The organism is Acinetobacter baumannii (assembly GCF_009759685.1).
GTDB lineage: Bacteria > Pseudomonadota > Gammaproteobacteria > Pseudomonadales > Moraxellaceae > Acinetobacter > Acinetobacter baumannii.
Window position 1 is genome coordinate 2,298,686 of record NZ_CP046654.1, and the last position, 20,026, is coordinate 2,318,711.

Below are 20,026 nucleotides of genomic sequence, written 5' to 3' on the forward strand. Positions count from 1 at the left end.
AAGCAAAAGCTTATTTTAAGATAACTTTTTAATACAAAAATATTATTATATTTAATTGTTTGATTTTAATTAAATTTATTGAAATTCAACATGTTTCTTTGTTTGAGCTTATTGTATCTGTTTGTTAACATAATTAAGTCAATTCGTGGTTAAAATAACAATGTTGAATAATATTTTTGATTTCTTAGACAAGATTGGTTTTGCTTCACAAAAACGGGCTCTACATATTTATTTTACTAATCCTGAAATAAATAATCAGGTTTTTTTACAACGTATTGATGGCTTTCATTCTATAAATGAAGGGCTTTCTGCTGAGCTTATTTGCTTATCAATAAACCCTTATATTTCTTTAAAACAATTTATTGGATCCCAAGTTGCCGTAGAACAAGTAACAGATTCAGGTAAATTATTTAGAACTACAGGAATTATCACAGGGGCGAGTCAAGGGCAAAGTGATGGCGCACTTTGTTTATATAAACTGACTATGCAAGATGCGACAAGTTTATGGTACAAACGACGTAATAGTCGGGTGTTTATGAATAAAAGTGCAGTAGAAATTATTGAGATTATTTTTAAAGAATGGCAAAACAAAAGTTCGTTATTTGCCGCAAGTTTACAACTAGATAGCAGTGGCTTAACTAAGAATTATGATATTCGACCTTTTTCTATGCAGTCGAATGAAAGTGATTATGCGTATTTAACCCGTCTCATGCGGGAAGAGGGTATCAACTGGTTAATTGATGAATCAGAGTCTATGGTCTTGAGTAATAGCCAGACGATTGAGCCTCAAAAACTACGCCTTATTGATCATAATAATGAATATAAAGTCTTAGAGCGTCGAGCTATTCGCTATCATAGAAGCGATGCAACTGAACAAAATGACAGTATTACCAGTTTTATTGCACAAAGACAGCTGCAGCCCACGGCAATCCATCTTCAACGTTGGCAAGCAGATAACTTAAGTCAAGAAGATGCAAGTGGTAGTGTTTTAAGCGCACATCAGCATAGTTCACAACGTGATAATGAAAGTTTAAGTCTTGAACAGGCATGGACAATTGCACCTGCTTGGATTACGGACTTAAACGGAGAAGATCAGGCAACCACTTCAAGCAATAGTCAGATTGAAAAACTAAATAAACAATTAAATCAATATCAAGCTTTGCAGGCAAAGTATTTTATTGCTCGAAGCAGCGTACGAGATGCTCAAGTTGGTTATTGGTTCAAGTTAAATGAACATCCTGAACTTGAAAGAAATCATGAAAGTTCTGATAAAGAGTTTTTGATTTTAAGTAAGCGGTTTTATAACCAGAACAATTTACCAAAAGATATACGTGATCAAGTTGAACAACTATTAAGTTTGAGCCATTGGCAAGTCAGCCATGATCGAGCGCAAGAACGTCAAGCCAATGAACTCATGGTTGTACGCCGCTATATCGATATTGTTCCAGAGTTTGACCCATTAATACATCGTCCCTCGGCTCATGTGCAACGGGCCAAAGTAGTGGGTTTAGATGGAGAAGAAATTCATGTAGATGAATGGGGGCGTATCAAGGTTCGTTTTTTATTCACCCGTACCGATGACCATCAACATGATGGAGGTGCAGGAAGCAATGACAATGATACTGACTCGGCTTGGGTAGATGTATTAACGCCATGGGCAGGGGAAGGATACGGTGCACGCTTTTTGCCACGAGTGGGTGAAATCGTTGTAATTGACTTTTTTGATGGAAATATTGATCGTCCATTTGTTACAGGGCGAGTCCATGAAGGGCAACGGTCGCCTACCAAATTTGATATTAAAGGCCAGCTACCGGATACCAAAAAGTTAAGTGGTATTCGTACTAAAGAAGTAAGTGGGTCTGGTTTTAACCAACTTCGGTTTGATGATACGACTGGGCAAATTAGTACTCAGCTCCATAGTAGCCATGGGGCAAGTCAATTAAATTTAGGTAACTTAAGTTATCCTAAAGACAGCGCGACAAGCGAAGGCTGGGGAGAAGGCTTTGAACTCAGAACTGATCAATGGGGAGCCGTACGCGCAGGTGACGGTTTACTGATTTCAACATATAAACAAAAAAATGCAGCTCATGATGCGCTTAATTTAGAGCAGACAATTGCTGATTTAAAAACACATAAAGAATGGAATACAGTTCTAGAAGATAATGTAAAAGAACATAAAGTCATGGCACTAGATGCTTTAGCAACATTAACAAAAAGTATTGAGGCTTTAGAGGCAGCAGGTAAAGAGACAGAAGTACAAACGTTAAAAGAAGCGATTATTATTCTAACGAGTCCAGCAGATATTACCTTAAACTCATCTAAAAATATTTTTCTTCAAAGCCAGTCAAATACCCATATTTCAGCTAAAGAAAATATTAATTTAATGAGTGATCAAAATACGGTTTTAGCAAGTCAAAAGAAATTAAGTCTTTTTTCTTATGAAGACTTTATGCAAATTATTAGTGCCAAAGGAAAGTTAGAAATACAAACTCATGAAAAATCAATTGAAATGATTGCAAATGAGGTTGTTAAGATTTTGTCTGTTAAATCCAATATTGAACTTACTTCACCAGAAGAAATTACTTTAACTGCTAAAGAATCCCAAATCAAAATCAATGGAAGTGGTGTATTTATTACCACTAATGGAAAATTTGAGGTTAAAGCAGGGCAGCATGTCTTTTTGAGTGGTGCAAAGGCTGACTTACCAAAACTAACGTGGTCATTTAAAGAGAAAACTGCGAGTTGTATGAAGAACGCGAGTGAATCACATGAAGCCTTCGTTGGCTTTGAGGGATAGTCATGGAAATTTTTACTCAATCGGCAGATTTTTTGGAAAATATATTTGCACCTACAGAAGAGATTGATGAAAGCTTTTATTATTTTTTAATCGATAGTAGTTCTTTTTCAGGTGTGGATAGCTTTTGTAAGGATTTTCCATTTGATGGTGGGCAGAAAATAAACCTCTACTTAGATTTTTCTGAAAATTTACAAGAAAATGGAGCACTACTTTATTCTTTTACTCACGAAGAATGTATTAAAAATATTGAGCTAATTAAAAACATTAGAGACCAAGGTGGGCTAAATTTCTTCAATTCTTATTTTGAAATTGAACAAATTAAAGAACATCTTGAAGAACTTATGGAAATTAAGCAACCTAATGGGAAAAGTGCTTTATTTCGATTTCAAGACAGTTTTGCTTTTCATGCAACGGTAAGTGTATTAAATGAATTGAAATGGAGAAAAATATTATCCTTTAAAATTAACTATTGGATTTGGCAAAATATTGATAATACTTTTCATCGTTTAGATAATTTTCCAACCAATCGCTCTATTCTTACTACATTAAGTTTTTCAGAAGATGAGTTTAAAGACATCAATATTAATCTTAAGCCAATGCGATTAATGCCTCTATTAAAAGAATATGATGAAAATTTAAAAGATTTACCTTTTTATCAGCTCTATGAAATAGCAATAAACTTGCTTAAAGAGGCTAAAAAACAACAGTTAATCAGTTTTGAAGATGAAATTTTATTTAGTACTTTATATCACAAATTTGGCGAGTTCCTTCTTGCCGAAGGGCCTTTTAAAAAAGCTTTAAACAAAACTCAAATGACAGCAATGAGTTTTCAAAAAACGACAGATGAAATTGATTTAGAAGAGCTGGACGATTGGTATAAGAGATATCAAGAAGTTCAAGTCTAAATATATTTATTACAGAGATAATACATTGATAAACCCTCTAAAAATATTATTTTGTACAGTAACATTACCCTTGAGGGTTGCATGTCAAGCTGAAAAAGCTAAGAAAATTACTTTAAGCTCTCCAACAATATGGAGCAATATCCCTGAAAAGGAATCAGTTCGAATAGAGTGCCCAGATTAAATACGATGAAATTGGAATGAAATCATGAAGAATATTTTTAAATTAGTGCTGTCAGCAGCACTATTACCACTAATGGTTGCGTGTCAAGCCCAAACTGTCGACTTAACTTTCTTAGTTTATAACTACAGTACGGAAGGGCTTGGCGAAATTCAGGTCAATGGTAAAGGAAGTACTATTGCTGATGCGGCTGAACGTTTAGGTAGTATTGGGGAAGCAGGAACTGCTTGTTGTGTTCATTTAGTAGAAAACAGTGATACAGCTGATGTAAGCTTTTATACTGATCGAGGCGATGGTTATAAGCAGTATCATATTAAAGTTCCCGTAGAAAACCTCAAAGACACTCCACGCTCATATGCGGTTTTACATTATTTCCCAAATAATACGGGGGTAATAGAGGTTTCAATGCGTAGACCAAGTTTTAGAAAAGATTTATTTGATAAAGCTCTTGGAAATAAAGCAAAAAATATTCAGTTAGATTCTCCAACAATGTGGAGAACCATTTCTGAAAATCAAGCAGCACGTATGCAATTTCCTGATTAAAAAATTTTAAAATATCAAGATAACGGTTATGACTCAAGCAATACAAAATGAAACTCGTTCTGTTAGAGATATGCTTATAGCAGCTAAAGTTTTAGCAAAAGATGGTAAGGCTACAGAAAGCCCATGTAAAACTTGTCGTGTACCGGTTTGGGTTAGTTTCTTTTTTGATGGTACAGGAAATAATAAAGATGCTGATGCAGCAACTTTAAACCAGAGTAATGTTGTGGCTCTTTTTGAAGCACATAAACAAGATTCTAAAAATGGTATAGAAAAATTTTATTATGAAGGTTTAGGTACACAGTTTAGATTTGATAAATATTCAGTAGTAGACTCAGGAAAAATTACCGCTGCTGCACGAAGTTTACAAGGAAGAAAAATTGATATTACCGATGCTGAGTGGCGTAAACAAGGTTACAGTGAAAGTGGTAAGGGTGTACAAGGAGCTCTGGGGTTAGGTGTTGCATTAGGTATCAAACAACGCTTACAGAAAGCTATTTTTGAATTAGTCGATTATTTGGATAAAATTTATACGCAGAAAGGAATTACTGAAATTAATATTTCTGCTTTTGGATTTTCACGTGGTGCAACTGAAGCCCGTATTTTTATGAACTGGTTACAGCATGCACCGAATGTGACTACCCAAGGCACAGGTAGTGGTAAAAAATTATTTTATCGGGGGAAACCTTTAAAAGCAAAGTTTTTAGGTATTTTTGACACAGTAGAGTCAATTGGTAATGCTGCACAAAATAAAAATCCTGAATTATATAGAACACGTATTGAAGACTATATAGAACATAGTATGCACTTGGTCGCGTCTCTTGAAATGCGGCAGTCTTTTCCCTTAACACCTACAGGTAAACCTACTGCAAATACTGTAAAAGGACTTATTCATGACCAAAAGGTTTACCCAGGTGTACATTCTAATGTCGGGGGAGGTTATATGCCTATGGAACAGGCACGTATTTTAGGTTTGTCTCGTATTACTTTACATGCTATGTATAACCGTGCCTGTGCTTATGGATTAAAATTTTTTACCTTGAATGAATTAAATGCTGCGAAGCAACGTAAAATAGTTTTTACAAGGTTTTATGCTTTTGATTCCAAATGGCAACAAGATTTAAATAACTTTATGGCATATGTCAAAGGGGGAACCTCTTTTGAACAGCAAATGCAGGGCCAAATAGCGTTATATCATCAATGGATACGCGAAGGTGGATATGCTCGTTTTATTCATCGTAAAACGAGAGAGCGAATAGGGCGAAAAGAAAAAATTACTGCCATAACAAAACTTAATGATGGCTTGTTTGAAAATATTCGTCAGGCCCTAAATGTTTATGTACCAGAAGGCGCAAGACCGTATGATGTGATAAAAGGCAGAGATCGCAAAAGTACTTTACCAAAAGAAGTGATTTACTATTTTGAAAATTATGTTTGTGATTCAGTAGGTGGTTTTATTGCTGAGGCCAGTGACTTCCAAGCAATTCTCAATGATGGTAAAGCACCTAATTATTTTATCCCTAGAGGAATTGTTCGACCTACTTAATCCAATAAAGCAATTTGTATTATTCCTAAACAAGAAATACCGCAAAAGCAGTTTATTGATGCTTATGAACAAGCTCAACTAATAGAGAACTTTTTAAATGCATCTTAGTGATGCATTTAAAATCCCTTATCTTTAAAAATAAAAAGTCCAATTGCATTGTATCTTGTATAAATACACTCTGTCTTAAAATGAACAGCTAGGTTTTTACATTAAGATCTGTTGTTATTAATGAATGGAATTTATATTAAATTTCTGACAAAAATTTTCTAATTAAAAACCAATATTTGATAGGAAAGGTAATGCCAGAGACGTCAATTCAACAAGAAACACAAAGTACATGGGCAATATGTCGAGATCCTGTTTTATTGACCATGGTGGGCGGGGCAATTGATACCATTGGCTTTATCGCGTTATTTGGTTTTTTTACTGCTCATGTGACGGGCAACTTGGTATTGGCGGGGGCTGCGTTGGTGAAGGGTGGTGCCGGTTTATGGATTAAACTTGCGGCTATTCCATTGTTTATTGTGACGGTGGTGATTACCAAACTTTTAATTGACCGTAGTCAGACCAAACACAAAACGCTGTCTTATTTATTTTTATTTGAAGCTATTTTTCTCTTTGCTTTTATGGCTGCTGGGCTTTACTTTGAGCCATTTAAAAATGCCGATTCGATTACGGTTGCAATCACAGGTGGCCTCGGTTTAATTGCTTTAGCGATTCGTAATACATCAAGCAAAACCCTTATTAAAAATATTAGCCCCAGTACCATGATGACAGGCAACACTACCCAGCTTGGGATTGATATTGCTAACTTGCTTAAAAATAATAATGCTGCCAATCGGGCAAGTTTGCTTAAAAGTGCCAGTATTGTAATTGGCTTTGTTATAGGTGCTTTGATGGGGGCGGTACTCTATGTCTATTTTGACTTTTGGAGCGTAGCGCCGTTTATTTTACCCATACTCTATTTTTCTTATTTGGCTTCCCAGCAGAAGTTTAAACAAGCTTAATAAAATATACGGTCAATTTTATTTTCCAAATAAATTCCAATCAAAGCTGAGCCGAAATTGTTCAGGCACAGCTTTACAGGCATAATGTTGAGTGGGGAAATACATTCGATAAAGGAATGCACAATGACAAAATCCGGCCATTATTTAGTGCTTACAATAATGGGACTGCTGAGCGGTTGTCAGGTCATTCATTTAAAAGAAAGTAACTTAAGCAGTGCTTTAAAAAGTAAAAATGAAAGCATTTTGACCGATAATACTCTAAGTCATCAAACCCAAAACTTGCTGTATTTGGTCAAAGAAAGTGAAACGTCTTGTCTGCAAAACTTCAATGTTTGTTTAAATAAAATTCAGGGGTTGTCTGAAAATAGCAGTCGAGAAGAACGTTATGCGGCGCTGAGTGAAATTTATTTGGCAAAAGCTTTAGATGTTGGGCGTAGTAGCCAGTGTAATGTCACTCTTAAAAGTAACAGTTGTGTTGAGCAAGAGCTGGCATTGTTTGATAAAAGCTTGCGCTATAGCTATGTCTATTTGTTTGATTCTGAAGAGTCACCTTTTGATCGGGTATTTGACCATCGACAAAATCAGGTACGTATTTTTTATAACGTCGCCTTGTCGAAGCTCATGACCACGTATTTTAATCATTTAAATACGCTTCATTTCCCACCTTTACTAAAAGCAGATGGGCATGAGTACCATGTCAATTTTGTTCATGCGGTAGATGTACAACACATTGAAGTCGATACCTTTCGCTCTAGCTATAACATGAACTTTTCAGGGTTTAATACCGTCAACCGTAAGGATGGTTTAGGTGCGGAATTTATTGTGGGACGTAAGGAGCATGATGTAAATCATGGTTTTATTTTAGATCCCGACGCTTTTTATGCTCACCAGAGTAATCCCAATATTCATTTACCACGTTTCTTTCCAGTCACGGCTATTGCTTACCCAAAACAAAAGGCCACAGCCGATCAGGTCATTGATGGGGCAGAGTTAGAAATTGCCATGTTTGACCCATACCGACAGGACCGTGTAAAAGTTGAAGGTGTGGACTATCCACTCACTGCTAACTATTCGGCGCCTTATGGGCTATGGTTATCGAAATATAATTTAGGTGCAGCAGGCTATTGGTCTTTAATTAATAAAGAAGCCAATTTGATTATGCCGCATTTATATATGCTGGAACCTTTTAACCCCAATAAAAAAATTATTGTGTTTATTCATGGTTTGGCAAGCAGCCCAGAGGCATGGGTGAGCCTAACCAACGACATTATGGGTGATGCCGAATTAAGACAAAACTACCAAGTTTGGCAGGTGTTTTATTCAACCAATATGCCAATTTTTGAAAGTCGTTTTCAGATTTATTCTTTGCTGAATCAGGCTTTTCAAAACGTTGCTAAAGACAGTTATGCCGCACACGATGCCGTATTGGTTGGGCATAGTATGGGCGGAGTGATTAGCCGCTTGCTAGTAAGCGATGCAGATGTTTCTGATTTAGCCATGCAAAAAATGAATGAAGCACAGCTAAAGCGTTTAAAAGAAAATCAGGTTATTCGTGAGCGTTTTCAGTTCAAAGATTTACCCTATTTTAAGCGGGTTGTTTTTGTTTCGGCGCCGCATCATGGTACTGACTACGCTGACCGATGGTTTACCCAAATTGCTCGCCGTATTATTCGTTTACCTGCCGACTTTTTTATTGCCGTTGAAATGAGAGATGAGAAAAATACCAAACTCAGAAAAGGTTTAATTGAAAATGGAGCAAGTAATTTAAGTCGTTCTTCTAATTTTATGCAGTTGACCCAAGCCATTCAGCCATCGTCCAACGTGGTCTATCACTCAATTATGGGCAATATAAATGGCACCACAGATAAGACAAAAATGAGTGATGGGATTGTGCCTTATCAAAGTTCACATTTGGGTGGGGAGCAATCGGAGCTGATTATTAAAGGTGGGCATTCGATTCAAACTAGCCCTGAGGCAATTTTAGAATTACGCCGTATTTTACGATTGCATTTAAAGCAGTCGCCGCCTTCAAAATAGAATTTTTGTTTTTAGAAAACCACTGCTGAAATGGCTCAACAGTGGTTGAAATGATTAATTAAGCTGGTTTTGTTTAAGTGATTTTTTATGCTCAAAGTAGCTGATTGAAAAAATAACCAAGCCAACCAAATACAACACGCCAGACAACAGCAGTAAGTCTAAGCCTGCTGCATAGAGCAGCCAAAGTGCATAGATTGAAGCGACACTTGCAATGGCAATATGCGGCGTGCGTTTATGACGAATGGATTCTTTAAGATAAAACGCCGATACCAGAAAATAAGGCAGCAAAATCATCACCGATGAAATCAGTAAAAGCTGAGTGTAGTTTTTATTAAAAAAATACACGGCAATCAGAGAACCTTGCACCACAATAGTAGTTAGCCATAGTGATGAAATCGGCACATTATTTTGGTTATTCTTTAAAAATAGTTTCGGGAAAGCACCATTTTTTGCAGCTAAATATGGAATTTCAGTGGCAAATAACGTCCAGCTTAAATAAGACGATGAAACTGAAATAATCAAGCCGATAGTAATAATGATGGTACCCGGTAGACCGATGAGTTGCTGCAAAATGGTCGCCATAGATGGGTTGTGCATGCCTGCAAGCGCTTCACGGCTCACCACACCATAAGCCAACACTGTCACCATCACGTAAAAACTTAATGCCAGTAAAACACCTAAAATGGTCGCTTTGCCAATGTCATGACGGTTTTTGGCACGTGATGATAAAACCACCGCACCTTCAATACCGGTAAATACCCAAAGGGTAATGAGCATTAGGTCTTTTACTTGCTGCCAAAGGGGAACTTTTAAAGAGAAGTCATTTAAGTTGAGTTTGAACAAATCAAACTTAAAGGCAATAAAAGTAAAGAAGATAAAGACCACCATTGGAATAATTTTGGCAATGGTTGCCAGTAAATTCACAATCGCAGCTTCCTTAATACCTCGGCTTACTAACCAGTGCACCAGCCATACAAAAATGCTTGATCCAATCAGTGAGTAGAGCGTATTACCTTCACCAAAAATAACGTGGTCTTTGCTGTCGGTAAACATGCCGACACCTGAAAAGGCAATCACTACATAACCGACAATACCAATGGTAGTACACAACCAATAGCCCCACGCCGAGCAAAACCCGATGAGGTCTCCAAAGCCTTCGCGTGCATAGTTATAAATACCGCCATCTAGATCTGGTCGTTGACGGGTTAAATGCAACAATGAGAGAGCCAAGAAAATAATGCCGACTCCGGTAATGAGCCATGCAACAAGAAGGGCAGAGCCGTTGGCGACTTGAGCCATATTTTGGGGGAGGCTAAATACGCCTGACCCCACCATAGAACTAAATACCAGCGCTGTAAGAGACAGTAATCCGATTTTGGCAGCAGACATGGTATTTATTCTTTAAAAAATTGAGAAAGTTCAGCAATGTGTTCTGGTCCAATACCACAGCAACCGCCCACTAAACTTGCACCTGCTTGCTGCCATTGCTTAGCAAAACCTAAATAAGCTGGAGCATCTAAGTCTTTACGAATTTCATCAAGGCCATCATTAGCAGTAGCGCTTTCATCTTGCGGTGGGAAAGCGTTGGCATAAGCACCAATTTGTACAGACTCTGGAATGAGTCCTTTAATTTCATTAATCGCTTGCAAGATCACTTCAGGTTGGCAGCAGTTAAACAATACTGCTTTGGCATTTGACTGCTTTATAAAGTCAGCCACTTGTTGCATGTTTTCGCCAGAACGAAGTAAAGCTTGTTCTTGTTTGATTTCATCTTGCAGCGTAAATGACACCCAATAGTCTTTACCATCTTGTGGTAATAACGCATGGACTGTTTCAACTTCTTTTAAGCAGGATTGGGTTTCAGCGAGCCAGAAATCTACCTCTGGTGCCAATGTGTTAATAATTGGCTCAGCAAGATTTTTAGCCTGTCCCGGTTGGAACAAGTCGGCGCGGTAAGAACCAAATAACGGGGGTAAGCAGCCTGCAATTTTGACATTTTTGCCGCTTTCTTTAACTGCATTTTTTGCTTGTTCAATCGCAACTTTAATTAAACGCACGCCGTCAGTTTCAAAACGTTCCTGACCAATATGAAATGGCACAACCGCATAGTTATTGGTTGTAATGACTTCTGCACCAGCGTTGATAAAGTCGAGATGGACTTCTTTTACTGTTTCAGGTGCTTCAATGAGTGCAAGCGCAGACCACTCTGGTTGACGAAACGGAGCGCCACGGCGAGCCAATTCACGGCCTAAACCGCCATCTAAAATTTTCATAAATTACAACGTAAAGGGAGAAAAATAATTCAGCTAATCTAGCGTGTAGATGAATGCTATTCAATCGCTAATATGCTCGATATATTTCAAAATAAATTAGATTGTTATGAATATTTTTTCTTAAAAGGAATTCTGTAAATGCTGTTCAGTTTTACTGATGAACTTCATGTGAAAAAGAAAATAGATATTCATGAAGTATAGAGACTAAAAATAGTCTTATAGCGCGCCGTATTGCTGCCAGCTTTCACCAGTATGCTGTGTTTGATAATACGCTTTAAGTTGTTCAAGCTGCGTAAAATGTACGCCTGACCAAATCAATAAACTAATTAATATGAGTACTTTAGATAAACTACGAACTTTACTTACTTGAGTAAAAGCCAACACAACAAAAAATAAGGCAGGTAAAAATATAAAGAACTGGATAGGGGAGAAAAATAGATGAGCCGTGCTGAAATATAACGCGACTGCGCTCATGAGCACATTTAAAACAGCACATAGTCTTTGATATTTACCGAGCTTAAATGCATAAGCTGTTATGACAAATAACACGGCTGAGCTGACATAAATAGCTGTACCGCCAATCATCCACATATAAAACCCGCTTAACAAAAGATAAGCCAGTAGCAAAACAAGCACGAGCTTAAAACAAAATGGTAAGAGGCGAGGTGATGATTTTAAAGGCGTCATGGCAAGTCTAAATATCTCAACAGAAGTCTTAAAAAAACAAAAGGACGAATCGAAATTCATCCTTTTGATATTTTACTTATACATCATCAAACTTAGTTTGCTTTTGCAACAGGGGCAGCAGCAGTTTCATCGTTTGCAGCTTTGAACGGAGATGTATAGTTCAAGCCAAGTGTAGAGCTTGTGTACTGACGAACTTTGTCGAGTAACACAGGGTCTTTGCTTAAGTCTTGTTTATAAGAAACCACAATTTCATGAAGCTTCTGGTTCCACTTACCTTCAGTTTGCTGAGGGAAAGCTTTTTCAAGCAAGTTAAGCATGATGTATGGAGAGGTCGAAGCACCCGGAGACGCACCTAACAATGCAGTTACAGCGCCATCTTTAGATGCAAAGATTTCTGTACCGAATTGAAGTGTTGCAGGTTTACCCGGTTCTTTTTTGATGATCTGAACACGTTGACCACCTTGGCTTAAACGCCAGTCTTCAGCTTTCGCATCTGGGTAGTATTTACGAAGTTCATTGAGACGGTCTTCATCTGACATCATCACTTGGCTCACCAAGTATTTAACAAGATCAAGGTTTTCCAAGCCAACAGTGGTCATTGGTAAAACATTGCTTTTGTTTGTTGATGCAAGTAAGTCAAGTTGAGAACCGTTTTTCAGGAACTTGTTTGAATACGTTGCAAATGGTCCAAACAATACATATTTTTTACCGTCGATATAACGTGTATCAATATGTGGTACAGACATTGGAGGCGCACCAAGTTCCGCACGACCATAAACTTTCGCTGTGTGCTGAGCAGTAATTGCTGGGTTGTCAGTAATTAAGAACTCACCACCTACAGGGAAGCCAGCATATTGCTTCGCTTCTGGTAAACCAGTAAGTTGCAATAATTTAACCGCTGCACCGCCTGCACCGATAAATACAAAACGTGTTTTAACGTGATCTGTTTTACCAGTTTTCAAATCTTTGAAAGACACCGTCCAAGTTTTGTCATCATTTTGGCTGATGCCAGTCACTTCAGTTGAAGTCTGTAATTTGAAGTTAGGGTTTTGGTTTAGGTGATTCACTAATTGTTTAGTGATTGAACCATAGTTCACGTCAGAACCAACTTCCATACGAGTCGCTGCAACTTTTTGAGTTGGATCACGATCGGTCATGACTAAAGGTGCCCATTGTTTAATCACAGCTGGGTCTTCAGTAAATTTCATGCCTTTGAAAAGCGGGCTTTGAATCATGGCAGCATAACGTTTTTCTAAGAATTTAACGTTATCGCCCCAAACGAAAGCAATGTGTGGAACTGGGTTAATGAATGTTTTTGGTTCAGCTAAAACGCCTTGTTTTACCTGATATGACCAGAACTGTTTAGCAACTTCAAACTGAGAAGCAACTTTTTCAGCTTTGGCAATTTCCATCTTACCGTTTTTCTCTTCGGTATAGTTCATTTCCATAAAGCCAGAGTGGCCTGTTCCGGCATTGTTAAAGCCGTTTGAACTTTCTTGAGCAACTTGGTCAAGACGCTCAAACATACGAATTTGCCAATTCGGTTCAAGCTCAGTGAAATAAGTACCGAGAGTGGCACTCATGATGCCGCCGCCAACAAGAACAGCATCAACAACTGGCTCATCTTTTGCAGTTTGTACTTGTTTTGACGCAATCGGTCTAAACAAGAAAACAATACCCGCAATTAAAATAAGAATGATTAATACCAGAAGGTATTTCAAAAACTTTTTCATGTAAGGGGGACCTTAAAATAAGTTATTTGAGTCACTTAAGGTGTGAGGAAACCTAGACAGCGTATCCAGACAAAACGGATATAAATGCGAAAGTAAAATTCTCCAAAACAGAGAACTTTGAAAAAAAGAAAAATTACTTGGGATTATCGCAAACACTCTATATTTTAGACTAATTTTGCATTGACAATACAATTTTTATAATAAATGGGTTCTATTAAAATCATAAATATGATTTATATTTGATCAAATTAAACTTTTATAAGATTATTTTTAGTTTTAATTTAATTGTAAGAGGTTGAAAATAAATTAATAAAATAAATTTGGTTAAACTTAAGCCATTTGAAGGATATACTTCGATAAAAATAGGTGAATTTTTAATTTATGACCTATTGATGTAATTAATATCCTTGCATGACCTTATTTTCTGTCATACATACTTCTTATTAATATGAGTGCTATAAATAATAAATTAAGGGCATATTCCTGCATAAGAAATATGCCCTTTAAGATTTTATGATGCTACATAGAATGGTGCAGTCGAACGTGGTAACGCTTCGCGTCCACGAATTTGGTCTGCAATTTTCTCGGCAATCATAATGGTGGTTGCATTTAAGTTGCCGGTAATAATCAGCGGCATAATTGAGGCATCAACTACACGCAAACCATTCATACCGTGTACACGGCCTTGACCATCTACAACAGCCATTTCGTCTTCGCCCATCTTACAGCTACAAGACGGGTGGTAAGCTGTTTCTGCATGGTTACGAACAAAGTCATCAAGCTCTGCATCTGTCTGCAAATGTTTGCCCGGGCTAATTTCATCACCACGATATGGGTCAAGAGCAGGTTGATGCATGATTTCACGCGTGATACGGATTGCATCACGGAACTCACGCCAGTCTTGTTCAGTCGACATGTAGTTAAACAAGATACTTGGATGCGCAAACGGGTCTTTCGATTTAAGCTTGATACGCCCGCGTGAAGGCGAACGCATTGAACCCACGTGTGCTTGGAAGCCATGTTCTTTTACTGCATTACTACCGTTGTAGTTAATAGCTACTGGCAAGAAGTGGTATTGAATGTTTGGCCACTTAAATTCATCCGAACTACGGATAAATCCACCAGCTTCAAACTGGTTACTTGCACCAATACCTGTACCATTGAATAACCATTCGGCACCAATGGCAGGTTGGTTATACCATTTTAAAGCAGGGTATAAAGAAACGGGTTGCTTACATTTATACTGTAAGTACATTTCCAAGTGATCTTGCAAGTTTTCACCCACGCCCGGCAAATCATGAACCACATCAATGTCCATTGATTTTAAGAAGGTACTTTGACCTACGCCTGAGCGCTGTAAAATTTGCGGTGACGCAATTGCGCCTGCACACAGTAATACTTCACGTTTAACCAAGGCACGTTGCAAGTTGTTTTGATCAGCACCAATAATATATTCAACACCAATTGCTTGCTTTTGATTAAACAAGATTTTGTTGGTCGTCGCATGAGTTAAAATAGTCAGGTTTGGACGACCTTTTGCCATATCCAAATAACCACGTGCGGTACTTGAACGACGGCCTTTAGGTGTAACGGTACGGTCCATTGGACCAAAACCTTCTTGCTGATAACCATTTAAGTCGTCAGTACGTGGGTAACCTGCCTGTACACCTGCTTCAACCATGGCATGGAACAGCACGTTGTTGCCATTTTTTGGTGTAGCCACTGATACAGGGCCGCTATCACCATGATAGTCGTTGCCACCAATGTCACGAGTCTCGGCTTTTTTGTAGTAAGGCAAACAGTCGGCATAAGTCCAGTTTTCAAGGCCTTTATGGGTTGCCCATTGTTCTAAATCCATTGCGTTACCACGGATATAGCACATACCATTAATTAAAGATGAGCCACCTAAGCCTTTACCACGACCACACTCCATACGACGGTTGTTCATGTGTGGCTCTGGGTCAGTTAAATAAGCCCAGTTATAGCGACGACCTTGAAGAGGGTAGGCCAAAGCTGCCGGCATTTGTGTACGGAAATCCAAGCGATAATCTGGTCCACCTGCTTCTAGCAGTAAAACGGTGGTATCTTTGTCTTCAGTAAGACGCGCAGCGAGTACATTTCCGGCAGATCCTGCGCCAATAATAATGTAATCATATTCTTTAATATTCATAACTATCCTTTTTTTACTAACAGTTTGCCTGAGCAATCTATAAAGACTGCTCGGCATATGTGATTTAGGTTGAAGGTTTTAGAGCGATTGAGGCATTAAAAAATGCTTTGATAATCGCCAAGTTCAACTTGAATAGATTTGATACGGGTATAGTGCCCAAGCGTGGTTAAGCCATTTTCGCGGCCCACACCAGATTGCTTGTAGCCACCAACTGGCATTTCGGCAGGTGATTCACCCCAAGTGTTAATCCAGCAAATACCAGCTTCAATTTGGTGAATAATGCGATGAGCGCGGCTAATATCTTGAGTGACCACACCGGCAGCTAAACCAAAGGTCGTGTCGTTCGCACGTTGAATCACTTCTTCTTCGGTTTCATAGCTTAAGATGCTCATGACAGGTCCAAAAATTTCTTCTTGAACAATCGCCATCTGGTCAGTGCAGTCGCTAAATACAGTCGGTAGCACATAAGCGCCTTTGGCAAGCTCGCCTTCTGTCGCACGACCGCCACCAATTAACACTTTAGCGCCTTGTTGTTTGCCTGACTCAATGAAAGACAACACTTTTTCCATATGAGGGAAGCTAGTGAGCGGGCCGAAGTTTGTGTCTTCAGCCATTGGATCACCAATGCGAATACGTTTTACACGCTCTACAACCGCTTTTTCAAAGTCAGCTAAACGTGATTTTGGAACAAATACGCGCGTACCGTTGGTACATACTTGACCTGAGCTAAAGAAGTTCGCCATAACCGCAATGTCTGCGGCACGGTTAAGGTCAGCATCTTCACAAATAATGAGTGGTGACTTGCCACCAAGCTCCATAGTCACTTCTTTTAGTGTAGAGCCAGCAGCGCTTGCCATCACTTTTTTGCCTGTTTCTACGCCACCCGTGAATGAGATTTTTTCAATCACAGGATGTTCTGTGAGCCATTGACCAATTTCACGACCGGCACCTTGTACCACGTTAAATACGCCGTCTGGTAAGCCAGCTTCTGTATAGATTTCTGCAAGTTTTAATGCAGTAAGTGGCGTTGTTTCGCTTGGCTTGAAAATCATGGCATTGCCGGCAGCAAGGGCAGGGGCAGATTTCCATAAAGCGATTTGGATTGGATAGTTCCAGGCACCAATACCTGCAACTACGCCTAAAGGTTCACGGCGTGTATAAAAGAAACTTGATTCGCGAAGCGGAACTTGTTCGCCCTGAATAGCTGTTGCAAGTCCTGCGTAGTATTCGAGTACATCTGCACCAGTCACAATATCGACGGTAGATGTTTCGCTGTAGGCTTTACCGGTGTCGAGTGTTTCAAGACGGGCAAGCTCATCATTACGTTCACGGAGAATATCGACAGCACGGCGTAAAATACGTGAACGCTCCATAGCGGTCATGGCTGCCCAGATTTTTTGTCCTTGTTGGGCACTTTTTACAGCAGCTTCAATATCTTGTTCAGATGCCTGTTGAAGAGTCGCGATAATTTCGCCGTTGGCAGGGTTAATACTATTAAATGTTTTACCACTGGTTGCTTCAACGTAGCGTCCATGGATATACAATTGATGAACTTGTACATCACTCATTTTGTCTCTCCTGCAAAGGCTTGTTCGCAAATTGCAATTGCGTTTTTACATAATCATAAGCAATGGAACGGGCCAGTTCGCTGTCAAATTCATTGTGACGGCTTAAACTGCCACGTAGCCATAATCCATCAATCAATGCTGCCAGACCTCTTGCGGCAACACTGGCCTGTTGTTCATCCATTAACTTGAGAAAATAAAACTTCAAGTTGGAATACAGGCGTTGATCATTAATCTTTTGCAAACGGCTCAGGTCCGGTACATGCATGCTTGCAGACCAAAAGTCTAACCAGACCCGCATTGCTTTTTCATTTACCTGACTAATGTCAAAGTTAGAGTCAATAATTGCCTTAATCTGGCTTTCCGGATGCGAATCTGCTTCTGCTCTGTACTGTTCGGTTTTCCGACGCAAAACATTGAGCATTTCTTGCATACAGGTATTTATTAACCCTTGTTTGTCGCCAAAGTAATGGCTGACAATACCGGTCGACAACTCGGCTTTTTTTGCAATTTGTGCAATGGTGGTATTGGATAACCCCACTTCATAAATTACGTCGAGTGCAGCGTTCATAATCTCTTCACGGCGCACATGCTCTGGTTTTACTCTGCGTTTTGTCATGATTGTCCACATCAGCACTTTTACGGGTGCTTTAAATTCAGCATGTTAACTTGCAGAGCATCATAGCACTTTTTTTATCATACTTGTTATTGATTGAACGTTCAATCAATAACAAGTATGATGTGTAAAAATCAATGAATTTTTGAATCTTACTTCGGGGCAGAAGAGATAGAATCAGAAGTTCTTACGGATAGGATGATGCGCATAAGTCCGGTACTTATCACGTTATTTTGGAAAAAATACACCGATTGCAAGGAGCAATAAGATGGTGTTGAAAAGTGATGGATATTCTTCAGACCATATTCGGTTAAATCGTTTTGTATTTTGGAGTTCGGCAGTCAGTATCGGCATTTTTGGCCTATTATTTGTGCTGTTTCCAGAAAAAAGTCAGTTTTGGCTGACCTATGTGCAAGAGCAGGTAAACCACTTTTTCGGGTGGTATTACATGTTGGTGATTGTGCTGTGTTTAGGCTTTGTGGCTTGGCTTGCCTTCTCAAGAGTGGGACAGATTCCTTTAGGAAAAGACCACGACAAACCTGAGTTTGGCTATTTGGCTTGGACCTCAATGCTGTTTTCGGCAGGTATTGGTATCGCGCTACTTTATTATGGTGTTGCTGAACCTGTTGACCATTTTCTAAGACCGCCAGAAGGTGAGGCAGGCACTATTCAGGCTGCCCGCAATGCCATGACCTATAGCTTTTTGCACTGGGGTATTCATGGCTGGGTGCTTTATGCCTTGCTGGGTGTGACATTAGGTTATTTTGCCTTTAGACAAGATTTACCACTCGCACTACGCTCGGCACTCTATCCAATTTTTGGAGAGCGAGTTCATGGTCTGGTAGGCGATTTTGTCGATGGCTTTGGTATTTTAGCAACCGTAATTTCTTTGGTGACCAACTTAGGTATTGGTGCTTTAGTGTTGGTTTCAGGCATTTGTTATTTAATTCCTGAAATTCCCGATAACTCTGCAACTTTAATTACTGCAGTTTTAATCATGATGTTTGTGGCAACAGTCACTACAGTGGTCGGGATTGAAAAAGGCTTGGCATGGTTATCACGGATTAATTTACGTTTGCTCTATGCCTTACTTTTATTTGTATTTTTAACAGGACCGACGAACCATTTGTTAAATGGTCTTGTGCAAAATACGGGCGATTACCTTAATAATTTTATGGGTAAAAGTTTTGATATGTATTTATACAATCAAAAAGCCAGTGGCTGGTTGGGTTCATGGACTGTGTTTTATTGGGCGTGGTGGATTGCTTGGGCACCTTTTGTAGGAATGTTTATTGCCCGCATTTCCAAAGGCCGAACTATTCGAGAAGTGGTTTTGGGTGTATGCCTCATTCCATTAGGTTTTACCTTGGCTTGGATTTCGATTTTTGGAAATACTGCAATTCATTTAATTCTCAATCAAAAACAGAAAGTTTTAGGTGATATGGTTTTAAGTGACCCTGCGTTGTCATTATTCAAATTACTCGAATATCTCCCGTTTAATCCGTATATTGCCGGGATTGTTGTTGTAATTTGTTTCGTTTTATTTTTGACACCGGTTGGGTCTGGTACACTAATGATCGCCAATTTGTCCTCGAAAGGGGGCACCAGTGATAGTGATTCACCGATCTGGTTACGCATCTTTTGGTCTGTGGTCATTACCATTGTAAGTATCGGCTTATTATTAGCAGGTAGTTTTAACTCCATGCAAAGTGCAGTGGTGTTATGTGGTTTACCATTTTCTGTGATTATTTTGCTTTATATGTTTGGTCTAGCCAAAGCCCTAAAGCAAGATGATTTTGACCCGAATGTTGCGAAAAAGCAGTTAGCTATTTCAAAAGACATTTCTATTCCATCGAATTGTGACCAGAACAAAGTGACCGAGGTTTTATAACCTTGGTTCATCACATTTATTTATATTTTTTGCGTTCAAAGCAGTCTTTTCATTATTGTTAAATAGTGAAAAGACTAAATT

The 20,026-nt window shown here is 38.8% G+C and carries 14 protein-coding genes; 7 read left to right on the forward strand and 7 right to left on the reverse strand.

Annotated elements, in window-relative coordinates:
- The first annotated feature begins 160 nt into the window (after positions 1-160).
- The 6 genes from GO593_RS10935 to GO593_RS10960 all read left to right on the forward strand — a co-directional run bounded on the left by GO593_RS10935 (position 161) and on the right by GO593_RS10960 (position 9,010).
- Positions 161-2,797 carry a type VI secretion system Vgr family protein gene (locus GO593_RS10935; RefSeq protein ID WP_000933794.1) on the forward strand — a complete coding sequence of 879 codons (2,637 nt, stop codon included), beginning with the start codon at positions 161-163 and terminating at the stop codon, positions 2,795-2,797.
- A 2-nt stretch (positions 2,798-2,799) separates the two neighbouring features.
- Complete coding sequence (locus tag GO593_RS10940) at positions 2,800-3,702, forward strand: DUF4123 domain-containing protein (RefSeq protein ID WP_000402326.1); 903 nt, start codon at positions 2,800-2,802, stop codon at positions 3,700-3,702.
- A gap of 205 nt (positions 3,703-3,907) precedes the next feature.
- The gene (locus tag GO593_RS10945) at positions 3,908-4,423 is read left to right on the forward strand and encodes a DUF3304 domain-containing protein (RefSeq protein WP_000789223.1); all 516 of its coding nucleotides are present in this window, start codon (positions 3,908-3,910) and stop codon (positions 4,421-4,423) included.
- Positions 4,424-4,451: 28 nt separating this feature from the next.
- Positions 4,452-5,966, forward strand: coding sequence for a T6SS phospholipase effector Tle1-like catalytic domain-containing protein (locus GO593_RS10950; protein WP_000189497.1), 1,515 nt, complete (start codon positions 4,452-4,454; stop codon positions 5,964-5,966).
- Positions 5,967-6,265: 299 nt separating this feature from the next.
- Positions 6,266-6,973: a YoaK family protein gene (locus GO593_RS10955; RefSeq protein WP_001115353.1), complete on the forward strand. Its 708-nt coding sequence runs from the start codon at positions 6,266-6,268 to the stop codon at positions 6,971-6,973.
- Between the two features lie 123 nt (positions 6,974-7,096).
- Positions 7,097-9,010 carry a lipase family alpha/beta hydrolase gene (locus tag GO593_RS10960; protein ID WP_000167377.1) on the forward strand — a complete coding sequence of 638 codons (1,914 nt, stop codon included), beginning with the start codon at positions 7,097-7,099 and terminating at the stop codon, positions 9,008-9,010.
- Positions 9,011-9,064: 54 nt separating this feature from the next.
- On the opposite strand, the gene GO593_RS10965 is transcribed toward GO593_RS10960, so the two are convergent.
- The 7 genes from GO593_RS10965 to betI all read right to left on the reverse strand — a co-directional run bounded on the left by GO593_RS10965 (position 9,065) and on the right by betI (position 18,057).
- Positions 9,065-10,399, reverse strand: a complete 1,335-nt coding sequence (locus GO593_RS10965) for a basic amino acid/polyamine antiporter (protein ID WP_001271336.1) — start codon at positions 10,397-10,399, stop codon at positions 9,065-9,067.
- 5 nt (positions 10,400-10,404) lie between these two features.
- Positions 10,405-11,283 (reverse strand): homocysteine S-methyltransferase family protein, encoded by an 879-nt coding sequence (locus GO593_RS10970; protein WP_000697114.1) that lies wholly within the window; start codon positions 11,281-11,283, stop codon positions 10,405-10,407.
- Between the two features lie 216 nt (positions 11,284-11,499).
- On the reverse strand, positions 11,500-11,970 hold the full coding sequence (locus tag GO593_RS10975) for a hypothetical protein (RefSeq protein WP_000188092.1): 471 nt from the start codon (positions 11,968-11,970) through the stop codon (positions 11,500-11,502).
- Between the two features lie 92 nt (positions 11,971-12,062).
- Positions 12,063-13,703: a malate dehydrogenase (quinone) gene (gene mqo / locus GO593_RS10980; RefSeq protein WP_000714068.1), complete on the reverse strand. Its 1,641-nt coding sequence runs from the start codon at positions 13,701-13,703 to the stop codon at positions 12,063-12,065.
- A gap of 511 nt (positions 13,704-14,214) precedes the next feature.
- Entirely contained in the window at positions 14,215-15,873 is a 1,659-nt protein-coding gene (gene betA, locus GO593_RS10985; protein ID WP_001021934.1) for a choline dehydrogenase, read from the reverse strand.
- Positions 15,874-15,968: 95 nt separating this feature from the next.
- A complete protein-coding gene (gene betB, locus GO593_RS10990) occupies positions 15,969-17,441 on the reverse strand; it encodes a betaine-aldehyde dehydrogenase (RefSeq protein ID WP_001286303.1) in 1,473 nt (490 codons plus the stop codon).
- Positions 17,434-18,057 (reverse strand): transcriptional regulator BetI, encoded by a 624-nt coding sequence (gene betI, locus GO593_RS10995; protein ID WP_000166965.1) that lies wholly within the window; start codon positions 18,055-18,057, stop codon positions 17,434-17,436. Before betI ends, betB begins: the two co-directional genes overlap by 8 nt.
- 265 nt (positions 18,058-18,322) lie before the next feature.
- Between betI and GO593_RS11000 the strand changes: the two genes are divergently transcribed.
- Positions 18,323-19,945: a BCCT family transporter gene (locus tag GO593_RS11000; RefSeq protein ID WP_000243381.1), complete on the forward strand. Its 1,623-nt coding sequence runs from the start codon at positions 18,323-18,325 to the stop codon at positions 19,943-19,945.
- The last annotated feature ends 81 nt before the right edge of the window (positions 19,946-20,026 follow it).

Bases quoted from the DNA above. Each gene is read 5' to 3' on its own strand.
- GO593_RS10935 (WP_000933794.1), top strand. From the start codon at position 161: ATGTTGAATAATATTTTTGATTTCTTAGACAAGATTGGTTTTGCTTCA.
- GO593_RS10940 (WP_000402326.1), top strand. From the start codon at position 2,800: ATGGAAATTTTTACTCAATCGGCAGATTTTTTGGAAAATATATTTGCA.
- GO593_RS10945 (WP_000789223.1), top strand. From the start codon at position 3,908: ATGAAGAATATTTTTAAATTAGTGCTGTCAGCAGCACTATTACCACTA.
- GO593_RS10950 (WP_000189497.1), top strand. From the start codon at position 4,452: ATGACTCAAGCAATACAAAATGAAACTCGTTCTGTTAGAGATATGCTT.
- GO593_RS10955 (WP_001115353.1), top strand. From the start codon at position 6,266: ATGCCAGAGACGTCAATTCAACAAGAAACACAAAGTACATGGGCAATA.
- GO593_RS10960 (WP_000167377.1), top strand. From the start codon at position 7,097: ATGACAAAATCCGGCCATTATTTAGTGCTTACAATAATGGGACTGCTG.
- GO593_RS10965 (WP_001271336.1), bottom strand. From the start codon at position 10,399: ATGTCTGCTGCCAAAATCGGATTACTGTCTCTTACAGCGCTGGTATTT.
- GO593_RS10970 (WP_000697114.1), bottom strand. From the start codon at position 11,283: ATGAAAATTTTAGATGGCGGTTTAGGCCGTGAATTGGCTCGCCGTGGC.
- GO593_RS10975 (WP_000188092.1), bottom strand. From the start codon at position 11,970: ATGACGCCTTTAAAATCATCACCTCGCCTCTTACCATTTTGTTTTAAG.
- mqo (WP_000714068.1), bottom strand. From the start codon at position 13,703: ATGAAAAAGTTTTTGAAATACCTTCTGGTATTAATCATTCTTATTTTA.
- betA (WP_001021934.1), bottom strand. From the start codon at position 15,873: ATGAATATTAAAGAATATGATTACATTATTATTGGCGCAGGATCTGCC.
- betB (WP_001286303.1), bottom strand. From the start codon at position 17,441: ATGAGTGATGTACAAGTTCATCAATTGTATATCCATGGACGCTACGTT.
- betI (WP_000166965.1), bottom strand. From the start codon at position 18,057: ATGACAAAACGCAGAGTAAAACCAGAGCATGTGCGCCGTGAAGAGATT.
- GO593_RS11000 (WP_000243381.1), top strand. From the start codon at position 18,323: ATGGTGTTGAAAAGTGATGGATATTCTTCAGACCATATTCGGTTAAAT.